A 21,423-nucleotide genomic window follows, 5' to 3' on the forward strand; every position below is an offset into this window, starting at 1 on the left:
ACTCACAGCGTGAGGCACACCCATGCCCCGCGACGAACCACCGGCAAAGGAGCTGAGCGAATGCGCGTGTACATTTCGATCGACATGGAGGGCGTCGCCGGAATAGCGACGATGGACCAGGTAGTGCGCGGCGGTCACGGCTACCCGCGGGCCCAGCACCTCATGACGGGAGAGGCCAACGCGGCAATCTCCGGCGCGTTTGCCGGGGGCGCAACAGAGGTGCTCATCAACGATAGCCACGGCACCATGGACAACCTCATTCACGAAGATCTCGACCCCCGCGCGCGCGTCATCTTCGGCAGCCCCAAGGTTGACTGCATGGCCGAGGGCATCGACAAGGGCCACGATGTAGCGCTCTTCATTGGCTATCACGCTGCGGCGGGCGGGCCCGGCGTGATCGCACACACCTTCTCGTCACTGTTCACCGAGGTGAGGGTGAACGGCCGGGCCGTCTCTGAGGCAGACGTGAATGCCCTGCAGGCCGCGGCAGCCGGCGTTCCCGTCGCGCTGCTCACCGGTGACGACGTGATCTGCGCAGCCATCTCCGAGACGCTCCCCGGCATCGAGACGGTGGCCGTGAAGCTCTCGCACGGGTACAACGCCGCCGACTCGATGTCGCCGACTCACGCCCGCGAGCTCATTACCGACGCGGCGGCGCGCGCCGTCGCCGGCGCCTCCTCGCTGACCCTTCCCAGCGTGCCCGCCGAGCTCGACGTTGAGATCGATATGCCAAACATCCACGCGGCGGAGCTTGCCGGCGGCATTCCGACCGCGTCGCGCCTCGGAGCCCGCACGGTGCGCGTCATCGCCCATTCGCCGCAGGAGGCGGTGAACTTCATCACCGCCTGCTACGAGTTTGCCGCGAGCTCGCTCCGCAGCTTGCTGCCGCTGATGCGGCGGTAATACCCCTCGACACCACGCAAGGAGGCCCACCCCGAGGGGTGAGCCTCCTTGCGTTTTCCGCGGCGTTAACGCTGCAGGAGCGACTCCGAGAGCAACCGGGCCACGGTGCCGATGAGGCGGTCGGCGGCGGGCTGGCGCGACTGCACGCGCTGCGTGCGCACGAATACGGCGATCGCGTGGCGCGTGCCGTCTGGAAACTCGACAACACCGATCTCGTTGCGCACGATACCGATCGTGCCGGTCTTTCCGCTGATCTTCACGTCGTCTCGAGGAAAGCCTGTCGCGAGGCGGTGCGGCCACACCTGCAGCCCGAGGATGCGCCGCGCCTCGGCGCACGCCTCGGCAGGCGCCGCCTCATCGTTCCAGATCAGCTGCAGCAGCCGCGCCGCCTCGCGCGGCGTCGTGCGGTTGGTCAGCGCGGGCGTCGAGACGGCCAGGGTTTCCGCCTGTTCGGGCGAGACCGCCATGAGCCCGTCGTTCGCGCCGAGCTCGGTGACGCCGAGGTCGGATGCGAGAGACGCGAACAGTGCGCGACAGTCGCCGATCAAGTGCGTGTTCGGCAGCCCGAGCTCGCCCATGGTGGTGTTGATCTCGTCGACGCCGGTGAGCGCCATCACCAGGTCAGTTGCGGTGTTGTCGCTCACCGTGATCATCGATGTTGCGGTATCGCGCAGCGACCAGTCAGCATCGTCGGAGAACACGCTGAGGCCCGTGGGCCCGAGCGTTGCTTCGCTCGCCTTCGCCGCAACGCGCTGGGTCGCAGAGAGTTGTCCCGCAGCCACCTGACGCACATACTCGACGAGCACAGGCACTTTAAAGACCGACGCCGTAACGGCCGGCTCGTCGGATCCAACCCCGATCTCGGTGCCCGTGTCGATATCGATCGCGTGGGCGTAGACGGTCGCTTCGGCGGCGAGCGCCGCCGAAGCGACCTCGGAAACGAGTGCTGTGTGTTCTCTCGAGTGCTCGGTCATGGTTGCAGCGTAACGGCTGTGCGCCACCGGCCGGTTGTCTGGCAGAACGAGAGTCTGACCGCCCAATTGTCTGGCGGCACAGCTTCTCAGCCGCGCCCTACTTCGCGAGCAGCGCGTTCACCAGGGTGTCGGCCGCGGCGACCGTTGTCACCCCACTGCGCTCGGCCTCGTCAAAGACGCTGCCGAGCGTCTCACCGATTGCGTCGATACGCGCGATCCGCTCGTCGATCGTGTCGCCCTCTGCCCCGAGGTAGATCACGCCACCTGCGTTCAACAGGTAGTCGGGCGCGTACAAGATGCCGCGGGCCGCGAGCTGCTCGGCACCGTCTGCCTCGGCGAGCTGATTGTTGGCCGGGCCGACAACCGCGCGGGTGTCGAGCTCGTCAATCACGCGCGGCGAGAGCATGCCACCGACGCCCGCCGGCATGAACACATCCGCGGGCACGCGGTGCGCGTCTGCCGGGCTGACCCATGCCGCCCCGAGCTCGCGCGCAAGCTCCTGTTTCGCATCGTTGATGTCAGAGAGCGTGAGTTCGGCGCCCTCACCCGCGAGCCGGGTCGCGAGGGCGGAGCCAACTTGGCCGAGCCCAACGATCGTGATCTTGCGACCAGCCGTTTCTGCGGTGCCGTGCGTGCGGCGAAGCGTCTCACGCAGCGCCGAGTAGACGCCCCTGGCTGTGTATTCGCCCGGGTCGCCGAGACCACCCTGATCCGCCGGCAGCCCGACCGCGTGCGCCGTCAACTCGGCGACGACCGCCATGTCTGCCGCAGTCGTTCCGACATCCTCGGCCGTGAGATACGACCCACCGAGCGCCTCGACGGCGTCACCGAGATCGAGGAATGCCTGGCGCCGGAGCTCTCCGGTGAGCTGTTGCCCCGGTGCGAGCACGATCACGGATTTGCCGCCGCCGAGCGGCAACCCGGCGAGCGCGTTCTTCGAAGTCATACCGCGCGACAACCGCAGCGCGTCGGCCGCCGCCTCGCCCCAGCTGTCGTAGCTCCACACGCGACAGCCGCCCAGAGCGGGGCCGAGCTTCGTGCTGTGCACCGCGACAATGATGGTGAGCCCAGACCGCTTTCCGGTGGAAATGTTCACCTGTTCGTGGTCGAACAACGGGAAGACTGTGGGGCGCTCGCTGAGCGTGGGTGCAGGTGTCATGCCGAGAATGTAGCCGACTACTGAGCAATCAAACAAGCCGAAAGTTTCTGATTGAACAAAACGACCGGTGCGCCACCCATTGAATGACGCTATGTTGATCATTATGTACGTCCTCGACGCGACCGACCGGCGCATCCTTTCTGCTCTCGACGCCGACTCGCGCGCGACCATTCAAGCGATCGCGTTTGACCTCGGCCTCGCGCGCGGCACCGTGCACTCGCGCCTCGAGCGGTTGCAGAAATCGGGGGCACTCAGGGCCCACTCGTTGCGCCTCGACCCGCGGTCGCTCGGGTGGCCGCTGCGCGCCCACATCACCGCCGAGGTAAACCAAGAGGAATTCGAGCTCATGCTCGCCGGCCTCGAGCGCATCCCCGAGATCATCGAGTGCGTCGCCGTCTCGGGCCAGAGCGACCTGTCGATCGAAATCGTCGCGCGCGACGCCGACGACGTCTACCGCATCACCCAAAACATCATGCAGTGCCGAGGCGTGCTGCGCACCGCAACGTCGATCGTGCTGCGCGAGCTCATCTCGCGGCGCCAGCACCAGCTGTTGTAGCGCGGCGGGGCGCGTCCGCTACACTTCAGTTGTCCACCCGATTCGCCGGGTAAGGCGCCCGAAAAAGGGGCGCTGCTGCGAGCCCTCGCGAGACATACACGGTCACTCTCAACCGCCACCGCTCTCTCGAAAGATTCGCAGATGTCTCACTCCACTCAGGCTTCGCCGACCCCTCACGCCCCGCACGCAGAGTCGCCCGAGCCCACGCTCGCGACGGTCACCGCCCGCGCCCTCGCCGAGCACGCCTCAGAGAGCTTCGGGCTCATGGGCAACGGCAACGCCCACCTCATCGACGCGCTCACCGCAGCCGGCGTCAGATACACCGCCGTGCGGCACGAGGCAGCGACGGTCGCCGCGGCCGACGCCTACACCCGCGTGAGCGGCAGGCTCGCTATCGCGACGACCACCTACGGAGCCGGCTATACCAACGCACTCACGGCGCTCGCCGAGGCGGTGCGCGCCCGCACCCCGATGCTCGTGGTCGTCGGCGACGCACCGGCGTCTGGCCCGCGCCCGTGGGATGTCGACGAGGAGCTGCTCGGCGCCGCGATCGGCGTGCGATACGTGCAGCTGTCGGTCAGAGATGCTCCTGGCGCCGTGGCGCGCGCTGCCGCCGCAGCGCTCCGGCTGCGCCGCCCCATTGTGCTCGCGCTCCCCTACGATCTGGTCACCGCACCGGTGCCCGCCCTCACAGGAGGCAGGGGGCCCGAAACGGGCCCCGAGTTCGGCACCGAAACCAGCCCCGAAACCTGCCCCGTGGCCGCCGCGCAGGCCGCCCAGGGAGCAGGCACCCGCAGCGCGAGCGACACAGCAGACCGTATCGACCCCAATGACCCGGCGGTCGTCGCCGAGCTGCTGCGCTCCGTCGCCCACGACCCTCGGCCTGCCACAGAGGCTTCGCACACACCGCGGAGCGCCCCGCACGCGATCGCCGCGGCGTCGTCGGTTCCGGGGGACGATGAGCTCGAGTGGGCTGCGCGCGCCCTCTCTCGCGCGGCACGCCCCCTGATTCTCGCGGGGCGGGGCGCGCACCTCGCGGGTGCCGGCCCGGCGCTGAGCGAGCTCGCAGGCCGGCTCGGCGCGCTCACCGCGACGACAGCGCTCGCCCGCGGCATCTTCGCGGAGCCCCGCTTCGATCTCGGCGTCGCCGGCGGTTTTGGGCAGCCGGCGGCGATGACCTTGCTCGCCGAGGCCGATGTCGTGCTCGTGGTCGGCGCGGCCCTCAATCAGTTCACCATGCGCTTTGGCGAGCTCTTCGGCCAAGGCACAACGATCATTCGCGTCGACATCGAACTCGTCGGGGCGCCGACTGGCCCGCACGCGCTCGAACACCGGCTGCTGCAGGGAGATGCGAGGGCTACAGTGCTCGAGATCAGCGCACGGGTCACTCGCGACGAGGCCCGCGGATCCGCCACCGCGCCACGCGCCGCGGCCGCCCTGCCACCCGCGGCGGGCCCCAACCCGGTTCACCCAGATACCGCGGTTGGCCCGGGCGGCGTCTGGCGCGACCGCGTGCCCGGCCTCGAGCCGGGCGGCGAGCTACGGGTGCGCGACGCCGGCCCGGCCGAGCTGTGCGCCGACGGCCTGCTCGACCCGCGCCGCGTCGCCGCACGCCTCGGCGAGCTGCTCCCCAAGAACCGCCACGTCACGAGCGACGGCGGCCACTTCATCTCGTGGGCGAACAGCTTCTGGCCAGTCTCCGCGCCCGAACGCATGGTGATGGTCGGCACCGCCTACCAGTCGATCGGGCTCGGGTTCTGCACGGTGCCGGGCATCGCGGCGGCCGCGCCCGATTCGACCGTCGTGGTGACGACGGGCGACGGCGGCGGGCTCATGGCCCTCGCTGACCTCGAGACCGCGATTCGCACCGCGCGCAGCCAGGTGATCGTCGTGTGGAACGACAGCGCGTACAGCGCCGAGGTGCATCTCTACGGCGCGATGGGGCTCGACACCGAGCCGATGCTCATTCCGACCGCAAATTTCGCGGGTATCGCGGCGGCGCTCGGCGCGACCGGGGTTGTGGTGACGAGGGTGGCGGATCTCGAGGCGCTCACCGAGTGGGTCGCAGCGGGCGCCACCGGCACGATTCTGCTCGACTGCCGCGTCTCGGGCACGGTGGTCGCCGAGTATCAGCGTGAGGTGCAGCGAGCGAACGGGCTTATCGTTCCCCACAGCTGAGCGAAGGGGCGCTGCCGCCGCTCGCAGTGCACACTGCCCGCCGACTTGCGTGCGCGCCCGCTGCGTGGTGCGAGGCTCGACGCGTGAACGTCAGTGATTTTCTTCCGACCGCGCGGCGCGAGCTGCTGCACACCGCTCAGCTACGGCGCCTGGGCCTGCCAGACAGAGCCATCGCAGCCCGGGTGCGCGGCGGCGAGCTCGTGCGGCTTCGACCCGGGTATTTCGTCGGCGCTGCGCTGTGGGAGTCGTTGTTCCCCGAGCAGCGTCACACGCTCGTGCTGCTCGCAGCCCAGCGCGCCGCCGCGGGCCCGCTCGCGTTCTCCCATCGCAGCGCCGCGGTGCTGCACGATCTACCTGTGTGGTCGGCGTGGCTTGGCCAACGCTCCCCCGATGTTCGGCGGGCGCAGACCACCGTGGCGCGTCGCGCCCGGGGCGGTGTGAATCAGGTGATGGCGCGCCACGTGGCGGCGTTGCCCCCGTGCGATCTCACCGAAGTGCACGGCTTCGCGGTCACCACAGCCGAGCGCACGCTCCTCGATCTCGCCCGCGGCGATGAGTTTTCGGTAGCTCTCGCGGCTGCCGATGCGTTCCTCGTCAGGGCGGTCGAGCGCAGTCGCGACGGGCGCGGTAGTGGTGGGCACGGCCGCAATCAGTACGGCGGCGATGGGTACGGCGGCGATGGGTACGGCGGCGATGCGCATCGCGAGGCCTTGGCTGCCTGGCGTTCGCGTGCGCTCGAGAGCGTCGCTCGGCAGTCGGGTAACCCGGGCGTGCGCGCCCAACGAGCGCTCGTGGCGCTCGCCGATTCGCGGGCGGAGTCGCCGCTCGAAACTCTCTCTCGGCTGAGATTTCTGCAGCTCGGGGTTGCGGTCGATATCCAGGTGCCCGTCATGGCCGAGAGCGGGGGCGCGCTCCGGCTCGACTTTGTGCTCACGGGGTTGGGGGTGTGGGGCGAGTGCGACGGCAAGGCGAAATACACCGACGCCTCGATGCGGCGCGAGCGCACGCCAGAGGAGGTCGTGTACGCCGAGAAGCGCCGCCACGACTGGGTAGCGGGCACCACGGGCATGCGCTGCATTCGCTGGGGCGTGCGCGAGGTTGTCACCCGCGACAGATTCGCCGCCCACCTGCGGGCCCACGGTATCGCCGTGCCGGGCGCTCCGAGCCGGGCGCTCGGCCCCGCCGTAGCCGGGTTCCTCGCTGGGCTTCCCTAGCGGCCTGGCGGCCCGAGCTTCCGTCGCCCTCAGGCTGGCGCATCCCAACCGGCTGTCGGCCCCGGGCTGGCGCCTCTCCGCTGGCCATCGGCCTTAAGGTCCTGCAGCTATCCGCCGACCGTCATCCCCAAGATCCTGCAGCTCTCCGCCGGCCGTCGCCCCCTTTAGCCCCGCGCCTTCCCACTGGCCGTCGGCCCACGCCCACGCCCACACCGACCCACCGGCCATCGACCCCAAGGCCCTGCCCTCTCCCGCAACCGCTGCCCGCGGTGCCCGCCACCAAGCCCAGCATTCGCACGCAGCCCGTGTCCGCAGCCCGCGTCCCGACCCGTGCTACTCGTACCAAGCCCTAAGCCCTTTGCCCTATCACCCAAGCAAGCAAGCAAGCAAGCAAGCATCCACCTACGCCAGTCCCCCAATCGCCCCACTCACCAAGCACGGCGACCGTTCCCCGCGAGAGAAGCCCCGACCCCAAACAACGCCGCAAGGCCCCTCGCCCAAGACCCCCATTCCGCCCCTCAGAGACTTTTCGCCCCGTCACCATCCAAATACCCAACATTTGGATGGTGACGGGGCGAAAACATGGTGAGGGACGGGCGTGCCCGCGCAGCGGGGCCCACCGCGGGGCCCGCAGCGGGGCCCACAGGACCTCGCGCAGGGGCCGTGCTAGCCCGCGAGCTCTGCCTTCTTGCGGCGACGCAGCGCGTGCAGCAGCGGCTCCGTGTACCCATTGGGCTGCTCAGCGCCATCGAGAATCAGCCGTCGAGCGGCCTCGTATGCGGTGCCGGTGCCACCAGCGAGCGTGAGGTAGCCCGGGTCTGCGGCGTTCTGGCGGTCCACGATCGCCGAGCACTTCGTCAGTGCCGCGTCGACGTCGGCCTCGGTGATCACGCCGTGCATCAGCCAGTTTGCAAGCAGCTGGCTCGAGATGCGCAGCGTCGCGCGATCTTCCATGAGCCCAACATCGTGAATGTCGGGCACCTTCGAGCACCCAACGCCCTGGTCGACCCAGCGCACCACGTAGCCCAGAATCGACTGCACGTTGTTCTCGACCTCGGTTGCGACGACCTCCGAAGTGAGCGCCCCCGCCGGGGCGAGCGGCAGCGTCAGCAAGGCGCCGAGGCTGTCGGCCTGCAGCGCGGGCAATGCGCGCCGCGCTGCAAAAGCGTCGACCTCGTGGTAGTGCAGCGCGTGCAGCGTCGCGGCGGTTGGCGACGGCACCCATGCGGTCGAAGCACCGGCACGCACGTGGCCAACCTTCTGCTCAAGCATCGCAGCCATGAGATCTGGCATAGCCCACATGCCCTTGCCGATCTGCGCGCGCCCGTCGAGCCCGCACTCCACACCAATCACCACGTTGCGCGCCTCGTAGGCGGGCAGCCACGGCTCCTGGCGAATCGCATCCTTCGGGAGCATCGCGCCTGCCCGCATCGAGGTGTGAATTTCGTCGCCGGTGCGGTCGAGAAAGCCCGTGTTGATGAACACGACGCGCTCGCTGGCGGCCGCGATGCACGCTGCGAGGTTCGCCGAGGTGCGTCGCTCCTCGTCCATGATGCCGATCTTCAGTGTGTGTGCCGGCAGCCCAAGCAGCGCCTCAACCCGGCCGAAGAGCTTTGCCGCGAACGCGACCTCTGCAGAACCGTGCATCTTCGGCTTCACGATGTACATTGACCCCGCGCGCGAGTTCGTGCCCTTGGCCGCTCCGCGCAGCTCCCCGAGCGATCCAACCGCAGTCATAATCGCATCGAGAATGCCCTCGAACACTTCGGCGCCGCTCTCGTCGTGCACGGCGGGAGTGCGCATGAGGTGCCCAACGTTGCGCACGAACAGCAGCGAGCGGCCCGAAACCGTCAGCGCAGACCCGTCGGCCGCCGTGTACTCCCGGTCGGGGTTCGCCTGCCGGGTGAAGGTCTCGCCGCCCTTGGTGACGCTCTCGGTGAGGGTGCCGTCCATGAGCCCGCGCCAGTTGCGGTAGCCGAGCGATTTATCGTCAGCGTCGACGGCGGCGACCGAGTCCTCGAGGTCCATGATGGTGGTGAGCGCGGCTTCGAGTTCAATGTCGTTGATTCCGGCGGCGTCGTTTGCCCCGTTCGCGCCCGTGCGATCAATGACGATGTCGATGTGTAGGCCGTTGTGGGTCAGCAGCACGCGCGTCGGCGCGGCGGCATCGCCGCGGTAGCCGACGAACGCGGCAGGATCGGCGAGGCCCGCGGTCGCCCCGGCCTGCAGCGACGCGACAAGGGCGCCGCCTGCCACCGAGTAGCCGGCGACGTCGGCATGCGATGCGCCCGCGAGCGGCACGTAGGCGTCGAGAATGCGCCGACCCTCGGCGATAACCGCCGCCCCGCGCGCAGCGTTGTAACCCTTTCCGGGGGCGAGTTCGCCCTCACGCGTGATCGCGTCGGTACCGTAGAGGGCGTCATAGAGCGAGCCCCAGCGCGCGTTGACGGCGTTCAGGGCAAAGCGCGCGTTGAGCAGCGGCACGACGAGCTGCGGGCCAGCGAGTGTGGCAATCTCGGGGTCAACGCGCTCTGGGCTCACGGCGACGCTCGCGGGTGGATCCTCGAGGTAACCGATCTCGGTGAGAAATGCGCGGTAGGAGCTCGGCTCGGGCTGCCCGGGGTTTGCCTCGTGATAGGCATCGATGCGTCGCTGCAGCTCGTCGCGCGTGGCGAGCAGGGCCTCGTTTTCGGGGGTGAGGTCACGAATAATGTCGGCAACTCCCGACCAGAAGACCGCGGTGTCTATCGCCCCGGCGCCCGCACTCCGGTCGGCCGCAAGCGCCTCCTCTGCGAACTCAATAATGGGCTGGGCGACGGCGAGACCCGCGCGGTCTTCGGTATGGCTCATGGAGGTGGATCCTTCGATATTTCGTACTGCCGGCGCAAAGAGGGCAAACCGGTATCCTCACTCTAGGGAATTCAACTTCACTTTGGAACGACCATTCCGTATTGTGGAACGATGAGAGTTTCTCCCCAGCCCTCGCCAGAGGCCGCCACCGCCGCTAGCGACGGCACCGTTCAGTCCGTGGCCCGCGCGTTCGCGCTCCTCGAGGCCCTCGCCGCGGCCGACTCAGAGCTACCGCTCGCCGAGCTCGCTGCCGCGACGGGCCTCGCCCACCCCACGGCCCACCGCCTGTTGAAGACACTGCAGACGCTCGGGTACGCCCGCCAGGCCGAGTCGCGCGACTACGGCCTCGGCCCCGGCCTCATCGCACTCGGCAATCGCGCCGCCCCGCAACTGGCTGCGCGAGCCCAGCCGCTCCTCAACGATCTCGAGGAGCTCTCGCAAGAGACCTCGAACCTCGTCATGCTCGACGGGGCAATGGCCGTCTATGTCGCGCAGCAACCCTCGCGGCACCAGATGCGCATGTTCACTGAGGTGGGCAGGCGCGTGCTCCCCCACTCGGCAGGCGCAGGCAAGGCGATGCTCGCCACGCTGAGCGAGGCGCGCGTGCGAGAGATCGTCGAGTTCACCGGCCTCCCGAGGTTCACGGCGACGACACTCACCGGGGTCGCGGAGCTCATTGCCGAGCTCCGCGAGACCAGGCGGCGCGGGTATGCGCTCGACGAGGGAGAACGCGAGGTTGGTGTGCGCTGCGTCGCCGTCGCCATTCCCGGCAGCGCCCCTCCTGCGGCGCTCTCAGTCTCTGGCCCGGCTGCCCGCATGACCGACGAACTCATTCCACGCATCGTCGAAGCTCTGCGGGGCGCGGCCAGCAGACTCGCACCGGCTCAGGCGCCACGGTAGCGGCGCTCCGCCCGGGCCCGCCTGACTTTCGCGCGCGCACACGCAACGAGCCCCGGGAAGCCAATCGGTCCCGGGGCTCAATGCGTCACGCGAGCTCTGCAAGCGAGCTCCTACCAGCGCGGTTTGCGCTTGCCGTCTCCACGATCGTTGCCGCGGTCATTGCCACGGTCGTTGCCGTAGCCGCCGCGGTCGTTGCCATACCCGCCGCGGTCGCCACCGTAGCCGCCGCGATCATCGCGCCCGCGGTATCCGCCGCGGTCGCCGCCGAACCCGCCGCGATCACCACCGCGATCACCACCGCGATCGCCACGGTCGTCGCGGCCGCGGTACCCACCACGGTCACCGCCGCGGTCGCCACCGTAGCCGCCGCGATCATCGCGCCCGCGGTACCCACCACGGTCACCGCCGCGGTCACCACCGTAGCCGCCGCGATCATCGCGCCCACGGTACCCACCGCGATCGCCGCCACGATCGTTGCGGTCGTAGCCGCCACGGCCACCACGGTCACCGCGGTCGCCACGGCCCCCGCGGTCGTAGCCACCGCGCCCCGCGCCGCCCGTGTCGGGCTTCAGTTCGATGAGCTTGCCGCTGATGCGCGTGTCGCTCAGGGCCGACAGCGTCGACTGCGACAGGCCCTTCGGCAGCTCGACGAGCGAGAAGTCGTCGCGCACCTGGATGCGACCGAAGTCGCCGCGGGTGAGCCCGCCCTCGTTCGCGATAGCGCCGATGATCTGGCCAGGCTGAATCTTCTGGCGACGCCCGACCTCGATGCGGTACATCTGCAGGTCGCTGCGCTGCTCGCGTGGCTCGCGCCGCTCGCGACCACCGCGGTCGTCGCGGCCGCCCCGGTCTCCGCTGTCCTCGAGGAAGCGAGCGGCCTGCTGGCGGTCGCGCGCAAACTTCTGATCATCAGACTCGTCGAGCAGCAGCTTCGTCTTGCCCTGCGACACGACCGCGAGTGCTGCAGCGACGTCTGCCTCGGGCACATCGTGGTGACGCACGTAGTGGTCGATGATGTCGCGGAAGCGCTCGATGCGGCTCGTCTCGCCGAGGGCCGCGGTGATCGCGTCGTCGAACCGGGTGAGGCGGGTCGCGTTCACCTCTTCAACGCGGGGCAGCTGCATCTGCGTGAGCGTCTGCTTCGTCGCCTTCTCGATCGAGCCGAGCATGCGACGCTCGCGCGGCGTAACGAAGCTGATCGCGTCGCCCGAGCGGCCCGCGCGACCGGTGCGGCCGATGCGGTGCACGTACGATTCGGTGTCGATCGGCAGGTCGAAGTTGACGACGTGGCTGATGCGCTCGACGTCGAGGCCGCGGGCGGCGACGTCGGTCGCGACGAGAATGTCGAGCCTGCCGTCTTTCAGCGACTGCACGGTGCGCTCGCGCACGTTCTGCGCGACGTCGCCGTTGATCGCGGCGGCCGAGTACCCGCGGGCGCGCAGCTTCTCGGCGACCTGCTCGGAGTCGCCGCGGGTGCGGGTGAAGACGATCAGACCGTCGAAGTCTTCAACCTCGAGCACGCGGGTGAGCGCGTCGACCTTCTGCATGTAAGAAACAACGATGTAGCGCTGTGTGATGTTCGAGGAAGTCTGGGTCTTGCCCGCGATCTTCACCTCACGCGGATCGTTGAGGTACTGCTGCGAGATTCGGCGGATCTGGTTCGGCATCGTGGCCGAGAAGAGCGCGACCTGCTTCTCTTTCGGGGTATCGGCGAGAATAGTCTCGACATCCTCGGCGAAGCCCATCTTCAGCATCTCGTCGGCCTCGTCGAGCACGAGGTACTTGATCTGGGTGAGGTCGAGCGAGCCGCGCTTCAGGTGATCCATGATGCGGCCGGGGGTGCCCACCACGATGTCGACGCCGCGGCGCAGCGCCGAGAGCTGCTGGCCGTAGGCCTGCCCGCCGTAGACGGGGAGCAGGTGCACCTCGGGAAGCTTCGACGCGAAGCTCTCGAACGCCTCGCAGACCTGCAGCGCGAGCTCGCGGGTCGGGGCGAGCACGAGCGCCTGCGGCACTCCCTGACCCGGCTCGATGCGCGAGAGGATCGGCAGCGCGAACGCGGCGGTCTTACCGGTGCCGGTCTGCGCGAGGCCGACGACGTCGCGGCCAGACAGCAGGGTCGGGATCGTGGCGGCCTGAATGGCCGAGGGGGTCTCGTACCCGACCGCGGTGATCGCCTCGAGCACCTTCGGAGCCAGGCCGAGGTCTGCGAAGGTCACGCGCTCGGCGTCGCCCTGCTCGGCGGCAGGCTCCGCGTCGGCGGGCTGCTCGGCAGCGGCAGGTTCGGCGGCGGGCCGCGTATCGGCCGATGAGTCGGAGGAGGTTACGGGGGCAGTCACAGGGGCAGTCTCGGGAGTCGCTTCTGGCGCCTCGGTGTGCGCGTCAGCGGTTGCGGTCTCGGCAGCGATGGTCTCGTCTGCGGACTCGGGCGCGGTGTTCTCGGAAGAGGGCATCGTATCAGTCTACACCCCTGAGGTATACCCGAGTCGACACAACCCGCGCGCCCAGCACCCACACAGCAAATTCACGCGAAACAAACGACGCCTTGCAATTTGATCAAATATCAAGATATGGTGATGACCAGCTATTCAACCCATGCAAGGAGGCAGCGTTGATACACCTTTCGGGCACGCTCCCCGCCGTAGATGTGCACACGCATCTCGCCCCGCTGCTCAGCGGCGAACAACTGAAGCTTGTCGGCCTGACGCAGCACCCCGACGGCCGCTACGCCGCGGCAGCCGCCCCGCTTGGGCCCCCGGCGCTCTACCGCGAACGCGAGCTGCTCGGCTACCTCGATGCACAGCAGCTCGACGAGGCACTCGTCGCAATCGCTCCCCCGTTCTTTCGCCAAGACCTCGACGTCGAGGCCTCGGCGAGCTGGGTGCGCGCCATAAACGACGGCCTCATCGCCCGCTGCTCGGCCTCGGAGCGGCTGCGCCCGCTGCGCTACCTGCCGCTCGAGCACCCGGCGCTCGCGATCGAACTCGTGCGCGAGGGCCTGGCAAGCGACGAGTGCGCCGGGTGGGCGGCCGCCGCCGGGGGTGCTGCCGCCCCGCTCGACGGCCCCGAGCTTTCGGAGCTGTGGAGCCTGCTCGCGGCCGACGGCCGGCCGCTGCTGCTGCACCCCGCGGAGTCGCCCGACCCGCGGTTGCGCGCCCACTACCTCCACAATCTGCTTGGCAACCCGGTCGAGACCGGTGTGGCGGTCGGCGAGCTCGTGCTCGGCGGCGTGCTCGCCCAGCACCCCATGCTGCGCATCATCCTCGTGCACTGCGGCGGCGTGGTGCCGAGCGTCGCAGCGCGCTGGCAGCGGGGCATCGACACGAACCGACCCGGTGTCACCGCGGGCCTCCCGCCCGTCGCCGAGCAGCTCGGGCGGGTCTTCACCGACTGCCTGACGCACGCCGCCGAAAACGTCGACCTCGCGCGCACGGTGTTTGGCGATTCGCAGCTGCTGCTCGGCAGTGACTGGCCGTTTCCGATCGGTCTCGCCGATCCGCGCACCCCCATCGCCCACCTCGACGCAGAGCTCCGCGAGCGCGTCGCTCGGGCAAACCCCGCCCGGCTGCTCTCGCTCGTTCCGGCGAGCTGACACACACCCCAGCCCCACCCACCCACTCCCAGTCCATTCAATGACGAACGCAAAGGACACCATCATGACGAGAAAACAACTCTCCATCGCCGCCGGCATCGCCGCGCTCGCACTCGCGCTCACCGGCTGCTCCGGCCAGAGCGCATCGCCCGGCGCGGGCGACGACACCGGGGAGGCGGGGCAGGCCGAACAGCTCAGCGTCACCTACCTCACCTCGTTTAATCAGTTCGGCCGCGACGCCTACGCCTACGTCGCCCAGGAGCAGGGCTTCTTCGAGGAGGCCGGGTTCACCGTCGACATTCAGCCGGGCACGGGCACGGTCGACGTGCTCAAGCTCGTCGCGTCTGGCAAGGCAGATTTCGGCGTCGGCGACTTTCAGGCGGGCGCGCTGACCATCGCGAACGAGGGCCTCCCCGCGCAGATCGTCAGCTCGATCCACGACCGGTCGCTCGCCGCGATCGCGACCGCCGAGGGCTACGGCATCGAGACCCCGGCCGACCTCGAGGGCAAGCGCATCGCCGACCAGCCCGGCTCGGTGAACGAGGTGCTGTTCCCCGTGTACGCCGAGGCAGCTGGCATCGACGCGAGCAAGGTCGAGTTCGTGCCTTCCCAGCCGCCCGCGCTCCCCCAACTGCTCGCGAGCAAGCAGGTCGATGCGATCGGCCAGTTCGTCGTCGCCGGCGGGCTCATCAAGGGCGCAACGGGTGCAGACGCCGTGTTCCTCCCCTTCAGCGATTACCTCGACGACCTCTACGGCAACGCCCTGTTCGTCGGCACGAAGCTCATCGAGTCAGACCCAGACGCCGTCGCCCGTTTCAACGAGGCGCTGCACCGCGGGCTGCAGTACACGATCGATCACCCCGAAGAGGCGGCCAAGATCTTGAACAAGATCCAGCCGACTCAAGAGGTCGCCGTCGCGCAGGGCGAGATCACCGCGATGGCGCCCTATGTCGGCGACACGAGCGCGAACGGCAAGCTCGACCCGAAGCGCGTCGACGCGATCCTCGCGCTGCTGAACGACGGCGGCGCCTTCACGAAGGCCCCGAGCGCCGACGCCATTGTCACCTACGAGATCGCGAAGTAGCCCCCACCCATGATTCACATCGAAGCACTCGAGCAGCGGTTCGACACCGCGAGCGGCCCGGTGCAGGCGCTGACGGGCGTCGACCTCACGATCGACCGCAACGAGTTCGTCACCCTCGTCGGCCGCAGCGGCTGCGGCAAGTCGACGCTGCTGCGCATCATCGCCGGGCTGCAGCGCCCAACGGGCGGCGGGGTCACCATCGACGGTGACCCCGTCACCGGGCCGCGCGAAGACGTCGGCATGATGTTCCAGCGCCCCGCGCTGCTGCCCTGGCGCAACGTCATTCAGAACATCATGCTGCCCGTCGAGATCATGCGGCTCGACAGGCGCGAGGCCCAAGAGCGAGCGGCGGCGCTCATCGAGCTCGCCGGGCTCACCGGTTTCGAGCGCAAGATGCCGCACGAGCTGTCGGGCGGCATGCAGCAGCGCGTCTCGCTCTGCCGTTCGCTCGTGAGCAACCCGAAGATCCTGCTCATGGACGAGCCGTTCTCGGCCCTCGACGCGCTCACGCGCGAGGAGCTGTCGGTCGAGCTGCAGCGCATCGTGATGGAGACGAACACCACGATCGTGTTTGTCACGCACTCCATCGAGGAGGCCGTGCTGCTCGCCGATCGCGTCGTCGTGATGAAGGCCAGGCCGGGCCGCGTGCGCGAGGTCGTGCCCGTCGAGATACCGCGCCCCCGCTCGCTCGGCAACTCCGAGTACGGCGAGCTCGTCACGAGCGTGAGCGGCCACCTGCACGACCTGCTCCAAGACACCCACGAACAGGAGGCCGCCGCATGAGCACGGCAACCGTCGTCAATCAGCTGCCCGTCGCGCCAGACAAGAGGCCCCGCGCGAGCCGCAAGGCGCGGCGCGAGGCGGCGCGCAGCATCCTCCTCCCCGTGCTCGGCATCGCGCTCTTGTTCGCGCTGTGGTGGGGTGCGGTGCTCGGCTTCGATATCGACAAGTTCCTCCTCCCCTCACCGGCAGACGTCTACGCCGCCTTCGCCGAAAACCCCGGCTACCTGCTCGCGCAGACCTGGGTGACGTTCCTCGAAACCGTGCAGGGCTTCGCGCTTGCCATCGTCATCGGGGTGCCGATCGCGACGCTCATCGCGTCGTCACGGGTCATTGAACAGATGCTCTACCCGATCTTGCTCGCGATCAACGCGGCCCCGAAGGTCGCAATCGCACCGCTGCTCGTGGTGTGGATGGGCTTTGGGCAGGCGCCGAAGGTCGTGATGGTCGTGCTGCTGTGCTTCTTCCCGATCGTGCTCGCGACCACGACGGGCCTGCGATCTACCCCGGCCGAGTTCATCGACCTCGCAAAGTCGCTGCGCGCGAGCCCGCTGCAGGTCTTCCTGAAGTTTCGGGCACCGTTCGCCCTCGAACAGGTGTTTGTCGGGTTGAAGACCGCGATCTCGCTCGCCGTCATTGGCGCGGTCATCGCCGAGTTCGTCGGTGCGAGCGAGGGTCTCGGTTACCTCATCGTGCAGTCGGGCAGCAGCGCGAACACGGCGCTCGCCTTCGTCGCGATCGTGCTGCTCGCAATCATGAGCATCGTGCTGTTCTACGCGCTCGCGCTGCTCGAGCGGCTGCTGTTGCCGTGGGCAGAGAGCCGCAGGGCTGACAAGTGAGCGCGCTAACCTTCGCCTACAGCGACCTCGTCGACCGCGCGGCGGCGCTGCTCGAACACGCGGGAGTTCCGGCCGCGGCCGCGCGTCTCACCGCCGACGGCCTCGTCGAGGCCGACGCGCGCGGCCTCCCGTCGCACGGCCTCATGCTGCTGCCGATGTATCTCGACCGCATTCGAGCGGGCTCCGTCGACCCGACGGGCGCGAACACCGCGGTGGTGGATCTCGGGGCCGCAGCCATCTTCGACTCCAACAACGGCCTGGGCCAGGTCACCGCTCAGCACGCCATGGAATCGGCGATCGCGCGAGCGGCAGCGCACGGCGTCGGGCTCGTCGCCTGCCGCAACGCGTTCCACTTCGGGGGCGCCTACCGTTACACCGCACTCGCGGCCGAGGCTGGAATGGTGTCGATCGCGGCGGCGAACACCCGACCGCTGATGCCGGCGCCCGGCGGAGCACGCGCGGTTGTCGGGAACAACCCGATCGCGTTCGGAGCGCCGCGCGCGGCGGGCGACCCGATCATCTTCGATGCCGCGCTGTCAGAGGCCGCGCTCGGCAAGATCAGGCTCGCCGCATCGGCGGGCCGGGCGATCCCCACTGGCTGGGCGACCGACGCAGACGGCCAGCCGACCACCGATGCCGAGCGGGCGATCGCCGGCATGCTGCTGCCGAGCGGCGGCAACAAGGGGTTTGGTTTCGCGCTGTTCGTAGACCTACTCACCGGGGTGCTCGCGGGCGGTGGATTCGGCTCGCGCGTCACGGGGCTCTACGCCGACCCGGCGACGCCCTACGGCTCCGCGCAGTTCTTCCTCGCGATCGACGCGACACGGCTCAGCCCAGATTTCCCCGAGCGCGCGGAGACGCTCGCCCGCGAGATCCTCGACGCCCCGCGTGCTGCCGGCGCGGGCGAGGGGCGCATCCCGGGCGCCCGCGGCGCGGCGGCGCGGCGAGCCGCCGAGCGCATTGGAGTCGCCCTCCCCGCCAGCGTCGTCGAGGCGATCCGCACACTCGAGGCGGCAGCGAACCAACCCGCGGCGCCGCCCGCGGCACCACCCGCGAACCCACCCGTGAACCACAAAGAAGGAGAAGCCAAATGAAGGCTCAGTTTGAAGCGACGGGCGAGGTGCTCGTCGTCACCGGCGGCACGAGCGGCATCGGCCACGCGCTCGCCGCGGCGTACGTTCGGGCGGGAGGAATCGCGCACGTGTTCGGCACCAAGGCCGACCCCGAGCTCGCGCCGGGGCTGATCCACCACCGCGTCGACGTGGCCGATCGCGAGGCCGTCGTCGCGGCGATCTCCGGTATCGCGGCGAGCGAGGGGCGCATCGACGCGCTCGTCGCTGCAGCGGCGGTGCAGCCGCGCACCCCGGTGTCTGCGATGGATCCCGAGGAGTGGCGCCGCACCCTCGACGTGAACCTGCACGGCGTGATGTGGGCGGTGCAGGCGGTGCTCCCGACGATGATCGCGGCCCGCCGCGGCAGCATCCTCGCGTTCTCGTCGGGGCTCGCAAACGTCGGCCACGCCGAGGCCTCGGCCTACGCGGCGTCGAAGGGCGCCCTCACGCCGTACATCAAGTCGCTCGCCGCCGAGATCGCCGAGCACCACGTGCGCGCGAACATCGTCTTCCCCGGCGTCATCGACACCCCGCAGTTTCGCCAGGCGAACCCCGCGGGCGGCGAGCTCGAGCACTGGCAGAACTCGCTCGGCGTTGGGGTGCCAGACGACGTCGTCGGGCCGCTCATGTTTCTGCTCAGCGATGCAGCGAGCATGACGGGCTCGGTGCTCACCCGCGACCGCGTGTTCGGGGTGAGCGACAATGGCTGAGCCGCGCTCCGACGTGCTCCCCGTGATTATCGCGGGCGGCGGCCCGATCGGCCTCATCACCGCGCTCGGGCTCGTGCATCACGGCGTGCCCTGCGTCATTCTCGAAGAGGATTCGGCGCTGTCGCTCGACACGAAGGCCGGCACGGTTCTCACCCGCACGCTCGAGGTGCTCGCGCGCTACAACGCGCTCGACCCCGTGCTCCGCGCCTCCGTGCGCATCGACGAGATCGGCGAAACTGACCGCAGCTCAGATGTGCCGCAGAAATCGATCCTCACCGCGAATCTTGCCGACGAGACGCAGTTCCCCTTCGTCATCAACATTCCGCAGCACCACCTCGAACCGGTGCTGCACGACCGGCTCGACGCGCTCGCCCCCGGCACCGTTCGCATGCGGCACCGCGTGACGGGCTTCGAGCAGCACACAGACGGCGTCACCGTCGCGTTCGACTCCCCCGACGGGCCAGGCACCATCGAGGGCTCGTACCTGCTCGGCTGCGACGGCGGGCGCTCGTTCGTGCGCGAGCAGCTCGGCGCGCGCGTCGACGGCATGACGCTCGAGGAGCGCTACATGCTCATCGACCTCGAGGCCGACCTCGACGTGTCGTCGCCGCGCGACTACCCGTACCTGTCGTATTTCGGCGACAGCACGGAGTGGATGATTCTCGTCAGGCAACCCCACTGCTGGCGGTTTCTGTTTCCGCTCGCCGCCGGCGCCGCCGAGCCGACTCCAGCGGAGCTGCAGCAGAAGGTGCTGCGCTTCATCGGCGACGTCGACTCCCGCGTCATCGGCACGAACATTTACAGCGTGCACCACCGCGTCGCCTCGCAGTGGCAGAGCGATCGCGTCTTCCTCATGGGCGACGCCGCGCACCTCATCACACCGATGTGGGCGCTCGGGCTGAACACGGGCGTGCTCGATGCGTCGAACCTGCCGTGGCGGCTGAGCTGGGTGCTGCGCGGCTGGGCGGATCCTGAACTCTTGGCGGGGTACGAGGCCGAACAGTCTCCGATCGCGCTGCGCGGCTCGGGCGAGATCGCCGAGGCGGCACGCAAGCGCATGGGGCGCGCGGGCGATGCTGCCGACGTCATCAACAACGACAATGCGTGGGCGGCGGCGATGACCCGCACGCTGCTCGGTGTCGTGCTCGACGTCGACGGCTCGGGTCGCGGCGGCATCATCGTGAACCGCGAGGCTGACGCTCCGCTCGAGCTCGGGCAGCGTGTGCCAGACGCGCCAGTGTTCGGCCCGGCGGGTAGGCACACGCTGCACGAGCTGTGCGCAGACTCGTTCGTCGCGCTGTACTTCACAGACGCGCGTCGGCAGCCGCCCATTCCCGGCGACGACGAGACCCCGGGGCTGCGCCACCGAATCGTCAGCCGGTGGGATGCGCCAGAGAACACGGGCCTCAGGCCGCAGTCGCTTTTCGACCCGGGCGAGCGGGCGACGCGCACGCTCGGCGTGCCAGAGAACACGCTCGTGCTGCTTCGCCCCGACGGGCACGTCGCGGCGATCGAACCGTGGGATCCGCGAGATCCCAGCCACCACGCGCGCGGCGCCCAGGCGTACCGCCGCATCACCCGACCCTCCGAAAGGATCACCCATGGCTAAGGGCGACATCTTCCCCCTCCCCGACGGCAGCGAGCTCGTGCTCGGCGACGTCGGCCAAGAGATCATTCTCGAAAACACGCACACCCGCGTGTGGCACATCAGCCTGGAGCCGGGCGAATCGCAGCCCTGGCACCTGCACCACAACCCCTATCTCGTCGTCGCCCTCGAGGCCGCAGACAACCGCATCACCTACACCGACGGCACCTCGCGCGACGTCCACGAGTTCGTCGGGCGCACCATCGAGATGAATCCGAGCCCCGTGCACATGCTCACGAACGTCGGCACCACGCGCTACGTGAGCCGGCTCATCGAGTTTAAGGATCGCGGCGAGAACCTGCCGGGCGGGTGGCAGGCGTGAGCGCGGCGGATCGGCTCGTGCCGCGCCCGCCCCGGCCCGAGGGCGTCGCCGAGGCTGAGTGGGAGAGCAACCTCTCAGACCCCGCGCTGTACGGGGGCATCGCGGCCGACGGGGCGCGCGAGGAGCGGGTCAAGGTTCGCGCCGGCGGCGACGTCGCCCCGGGCGGCGCTCCCGACGGGGCCTCCGGCGGCGCTCCTGACAGCGCCGTGATGTTCAAGTTCCGCGAGATTCTCGTGCAGTCGCAAGACCACGACTGGCTCGATAAGACGCTCGACGGCCTCTCACACAAGCCGCTCTGGCGCAACGACGAGACCGGCGCATCGATCTCGCTCGTGCGTTTCAGGGCCGGCTCGGGTATTCCGCTGCGGCACTCGCACGCCTCGAACCAGTTCATGTTCTGCCTGAGCGGCCAGTACCGCTACGTGCCGACGGGGCTCGTGCTCGAGCCGGGGTCGTTCTATTGGAACCCGAAGGGGTGCCTGCACGGCCCGACGCTCGCCGAGGCAGACACCGTGCTGCTCGAGGTTTACGACGGCCCGCACTACCCCACCCAGCCCGAGTGGTACTCGAGCCCCGAAGACACCATCTAACCCATCGAACAAAGG

Annotated in this window: 18 protein-coding genes; 14 read left to right on the forward strand and 4 right to left on the reverse strand. The window is 69.2% G+C overall.

The genetic code is table 11. The features are described 5' to 3' along the window. Positions 1-60: 60 nt before the first annotated feature. A complete protein-coding gene (locus ABD115_RS15525; protein WP_343962536.1) occupies positions 61-903 on the forward strand; it encodes a M55 family metallopeptidase in 843 nt (280 codons plus the stop codon). Between the two features lie 65 nt (positions 904-968). On the opposite strand, the gene ABD115_RS15530 is transcribed toward ABD115_RS15525, so the two are convergent. Both ABD115_RS15530 and ABD115_RS15535 read right to left on the reverse strand, forming a co-directional pair. Further along, on the reverse strand, positions 969-1,877 hold the full coding sequence (locus ABD115_RS15530; protein ID WP_343962538.1) for a serine hydrolase: 909 nt from the start codon (positions 1,875-1,877) through the stop codon (positions 969-971). A 97-nt stretch (positions 1,878-1,974) separates the two neighbouring features. Beyond that, the gene (locus tag ABD115_RS15535) at positions 1,975-3,036 is read right to left on the reverse strand and encodes a Glu/Leu/Phe/Val dehydrogenase dimerization domain-containing protein (RefSeq protein ID WP_343962540.1); all 1,062 of its coding nucleotides are present in this window, start codon (positions 3,034-3,036) and stop codon (positions 1,975-1,977) included. A 91-nt stretch (positions 3,037-3,127) separates the two neighbouring features. Between ABD115_RS15535 and ABD115_RS15540 the strand changes: the two genes are divergently transcribed. The 3 genes from ABD115_RS15540 to ABD115_RS15550 all read left to right on the forward strand — a co-directional run bounded on the left by ABD115_RS15540 (position 3,128) and on the right by ABD115_RS15550 (position 6,984). Further along, on the forward strand, positions 3,128-3,592 hold the full coding sequence (locus ABD115_RS15540) for an Lrp/AsnC family transcriptional regulator (protein WP_343962543.1): 465 nt from the start codon (positions 3,128-3,130) through the stop codon (positions 3,590-3,592). Positions 3,593-3,733: 141 nt separating this feature from the next. Next, a complete protein-coding gene (locus ABD115_RS15545) occupies positions 3,734-5,770 on the forward strand; it encodes a thiamine pyrophosphate-binding protein (protein ID WP_343962544.1) in 2,037 nt (678 codons plus the stop codon). A gap of 83 nt (positions 5,771-5,853) precedes the next feature. Then, positions 5,854-6,984: a type IV toxin-antitoxin system AbiEi family antitoxin domain-containing protein gene (locus tag ABD115_RS15550; RefSeq protein WP_343962546.1), complete on the forward strand. Its 1,131-nt coding sequence runs from the start codon at positions 5,854-5,856 to the stop codon at positions 6,982-6,984. A gap of 666 nt (positions 6,985-7,650) precedes the next feature. Here the strand turns inward: ABD115_RS15550 and ABD115_RS15555 are convergent. Further along, on the reverse strand, positions 7,651-9,834 hold the full coding sequence (locus ABD115_RS15555; protein WP_343962548.1) for a malate synthase G: 2,184 nt from the start codon (positions 9,832-9,834) through the stop codon (positions 7,651-7,653). A 111-nt stretch (positions 9,835-9,945) separates the two neighbouring features. Here ABD115_RS15555 and ABD115_RS15560 point away from each other — a divergent pair, with 111 nt between their 5' ends. Further along, positions 9,946-10,734 (forward strand): IclR family transcriptional regulator, encoded by a 789-nt coding sequence (locus ABD115_RS15560; protein ID WP_343962550.1) that lies wholly within the window; start codon positions 9,946-9,948, stop codon positions 10,732-10,734. Between the two features lie 110 nt (positions 10,735-10,844). On the opposite strand, the gene ABD115_RS15565 is transcribed toward ABD115_RS15560, so the two are convergent. Beyond that, positions 10,845-13,187: a DEAD/DEAH box helicase gene (locus ABD115_RS15565; protein WP_343962553.1), complete on the reverse strand. Its 2,343-nt coding sequence runs from the start codon at positions 13,185-13,187 to the stop codon at positions 10,845-10,847. Positions 13,188-13,345: 158 nt separating this feature from the next. Between ABD115_RS15565 and ABD115_RS15570 the strand changes: the two genes are divergently transcribed. The 9 genes from ABD115_RS15570 (at position 13,346) to ABD115_RS15610 (ending at position 21,408) form a co-directional block, all read left to right on the forward strand. After that, positions 13,346-14,326 (forward strand): amidohydrolase family protein, encoded by a 981-nt coding sequence (locus ABD115_RS15570; protein ID WP_343962555.1) that lies wholly within the window; start codon positions 13,346-13,348, stop codon positions 14,324-14,326. 64 nt (positions 14,327-14,390) lie between these two features. Beyond that, positions 14,391-15,410 (forward strand): ABC transporter substrate-binding protein, encoded by a 1,020-nt coding sequence (locus tag ABD115_RS15575; RefSeq protein ID WP_343962557.1) that lies wholly within the window; start codon positions 14,391-14,393, stop codon positions 15,408-15,410. Positions 15,411-15,419: 9 nt separating this feature from the next. Continuing rightward, positions 15,420-16,193: an ABC transporter ATP-binding protein gene (locus ABD115_RS15580; RefSeq protein WP_343962560.1), complete on the forward strand. Its 774-nt coding sequence runs from the start codon at positions 15,420-15,422 to the stop codon at positions 16,191-16,193. Continuing rightward, positions 16,190-17,029 carry an ABC transporter permease gene (locus ABD115_RS15585; RefSeq protein ID WP_343962562.1) on the forward strand — a complete coding sequence of 280 codons (840 nt, stop codon included), beginning with the start codon at positions 16,190-16,192 and terminating at the stop codon, positions 17,027-17,029. The genes ABD115_RS15580 and ABD115_RS15585 overlap by 4 nt, the downstream gene beginning before the upstream one ends. Then, positions 17,026-18,123, forward strand: a complete 1,098-nt coding sequence (locus ABD115_RS15590; protein WP_343962564.1) for an Ldh family oxidoreductase — start codon at positions 17,026-17,028, stop codon at positions 18,121-18,123. The genes ABD115_RS15585 and ABD115_RS15590 overlap by 4 nt, the downstream gene beginning before the upstream one ends. Continuing rightward, complete coding sequence (locus tag ABD115_RS15595) at positions 18,120-18,851, forward strand: SDR family NAD(P)-dependent oxidoreductase (protein WP_343962566.1); 732 nt, start codon at positions 18,120-18,122, stop codon at positions 18,849-18,851. The genes ABD115_RS15590 and ABD115_RS15595 overlap by 4 nt, the downstream gene beginning before the upstream one ends. Further along, positions 18,844-20,460, forward strand: a complete 1,617-nt coding sequence (locus ABD115_RS15600; protein WP_343962568.1) for an FAD-dependent monooxygenase — start codon at positions 18,844-18,846, stop codon at positions 20,458-20,460. Before ABD115_RS15595 ends, ABD115_RS15600 begins: the two co-directional genes overlap by 8 nt. Next, a complete protein-coding gene (locus ABD115_RS15605; protein ID WP_343962569.1) occupies positions 20,453-20,818 on the forward strand; it encodes a hypothetical protein in 366 nt (121 codons plus the stop codon). Before ABD115_RS15600 ends, ABD115_RS15605 begins: the two co-directional genes overlap by 8 nt. Continuing rightward, positions 20,815-21,408, forward strand: a complete 594-nt coding sequence (locus tag ABD115_RS15610) for a cupin domain-containing protein (RefSeq protein ID WP_343962571.1) — start codon at positions 20,815-20,817, stop codon at positions 21,406-21,408. Before ABD115_RS15605 ends, ABD115_RS15610 begins: the two co-directional genes overlap by 4 nt. Positions 21,409-21,423 lie beyond the last annotated feature (15 nt).

This window comes from Leucobacter albus (genome assembly GCF_039528015.1).
Taxonomy (GTDB): Bacteria; Actinomycetota; Actinomycetes; order Actinomycetales; family Microbacteriaceae; genus Leucobacter; species Leucobacter albus.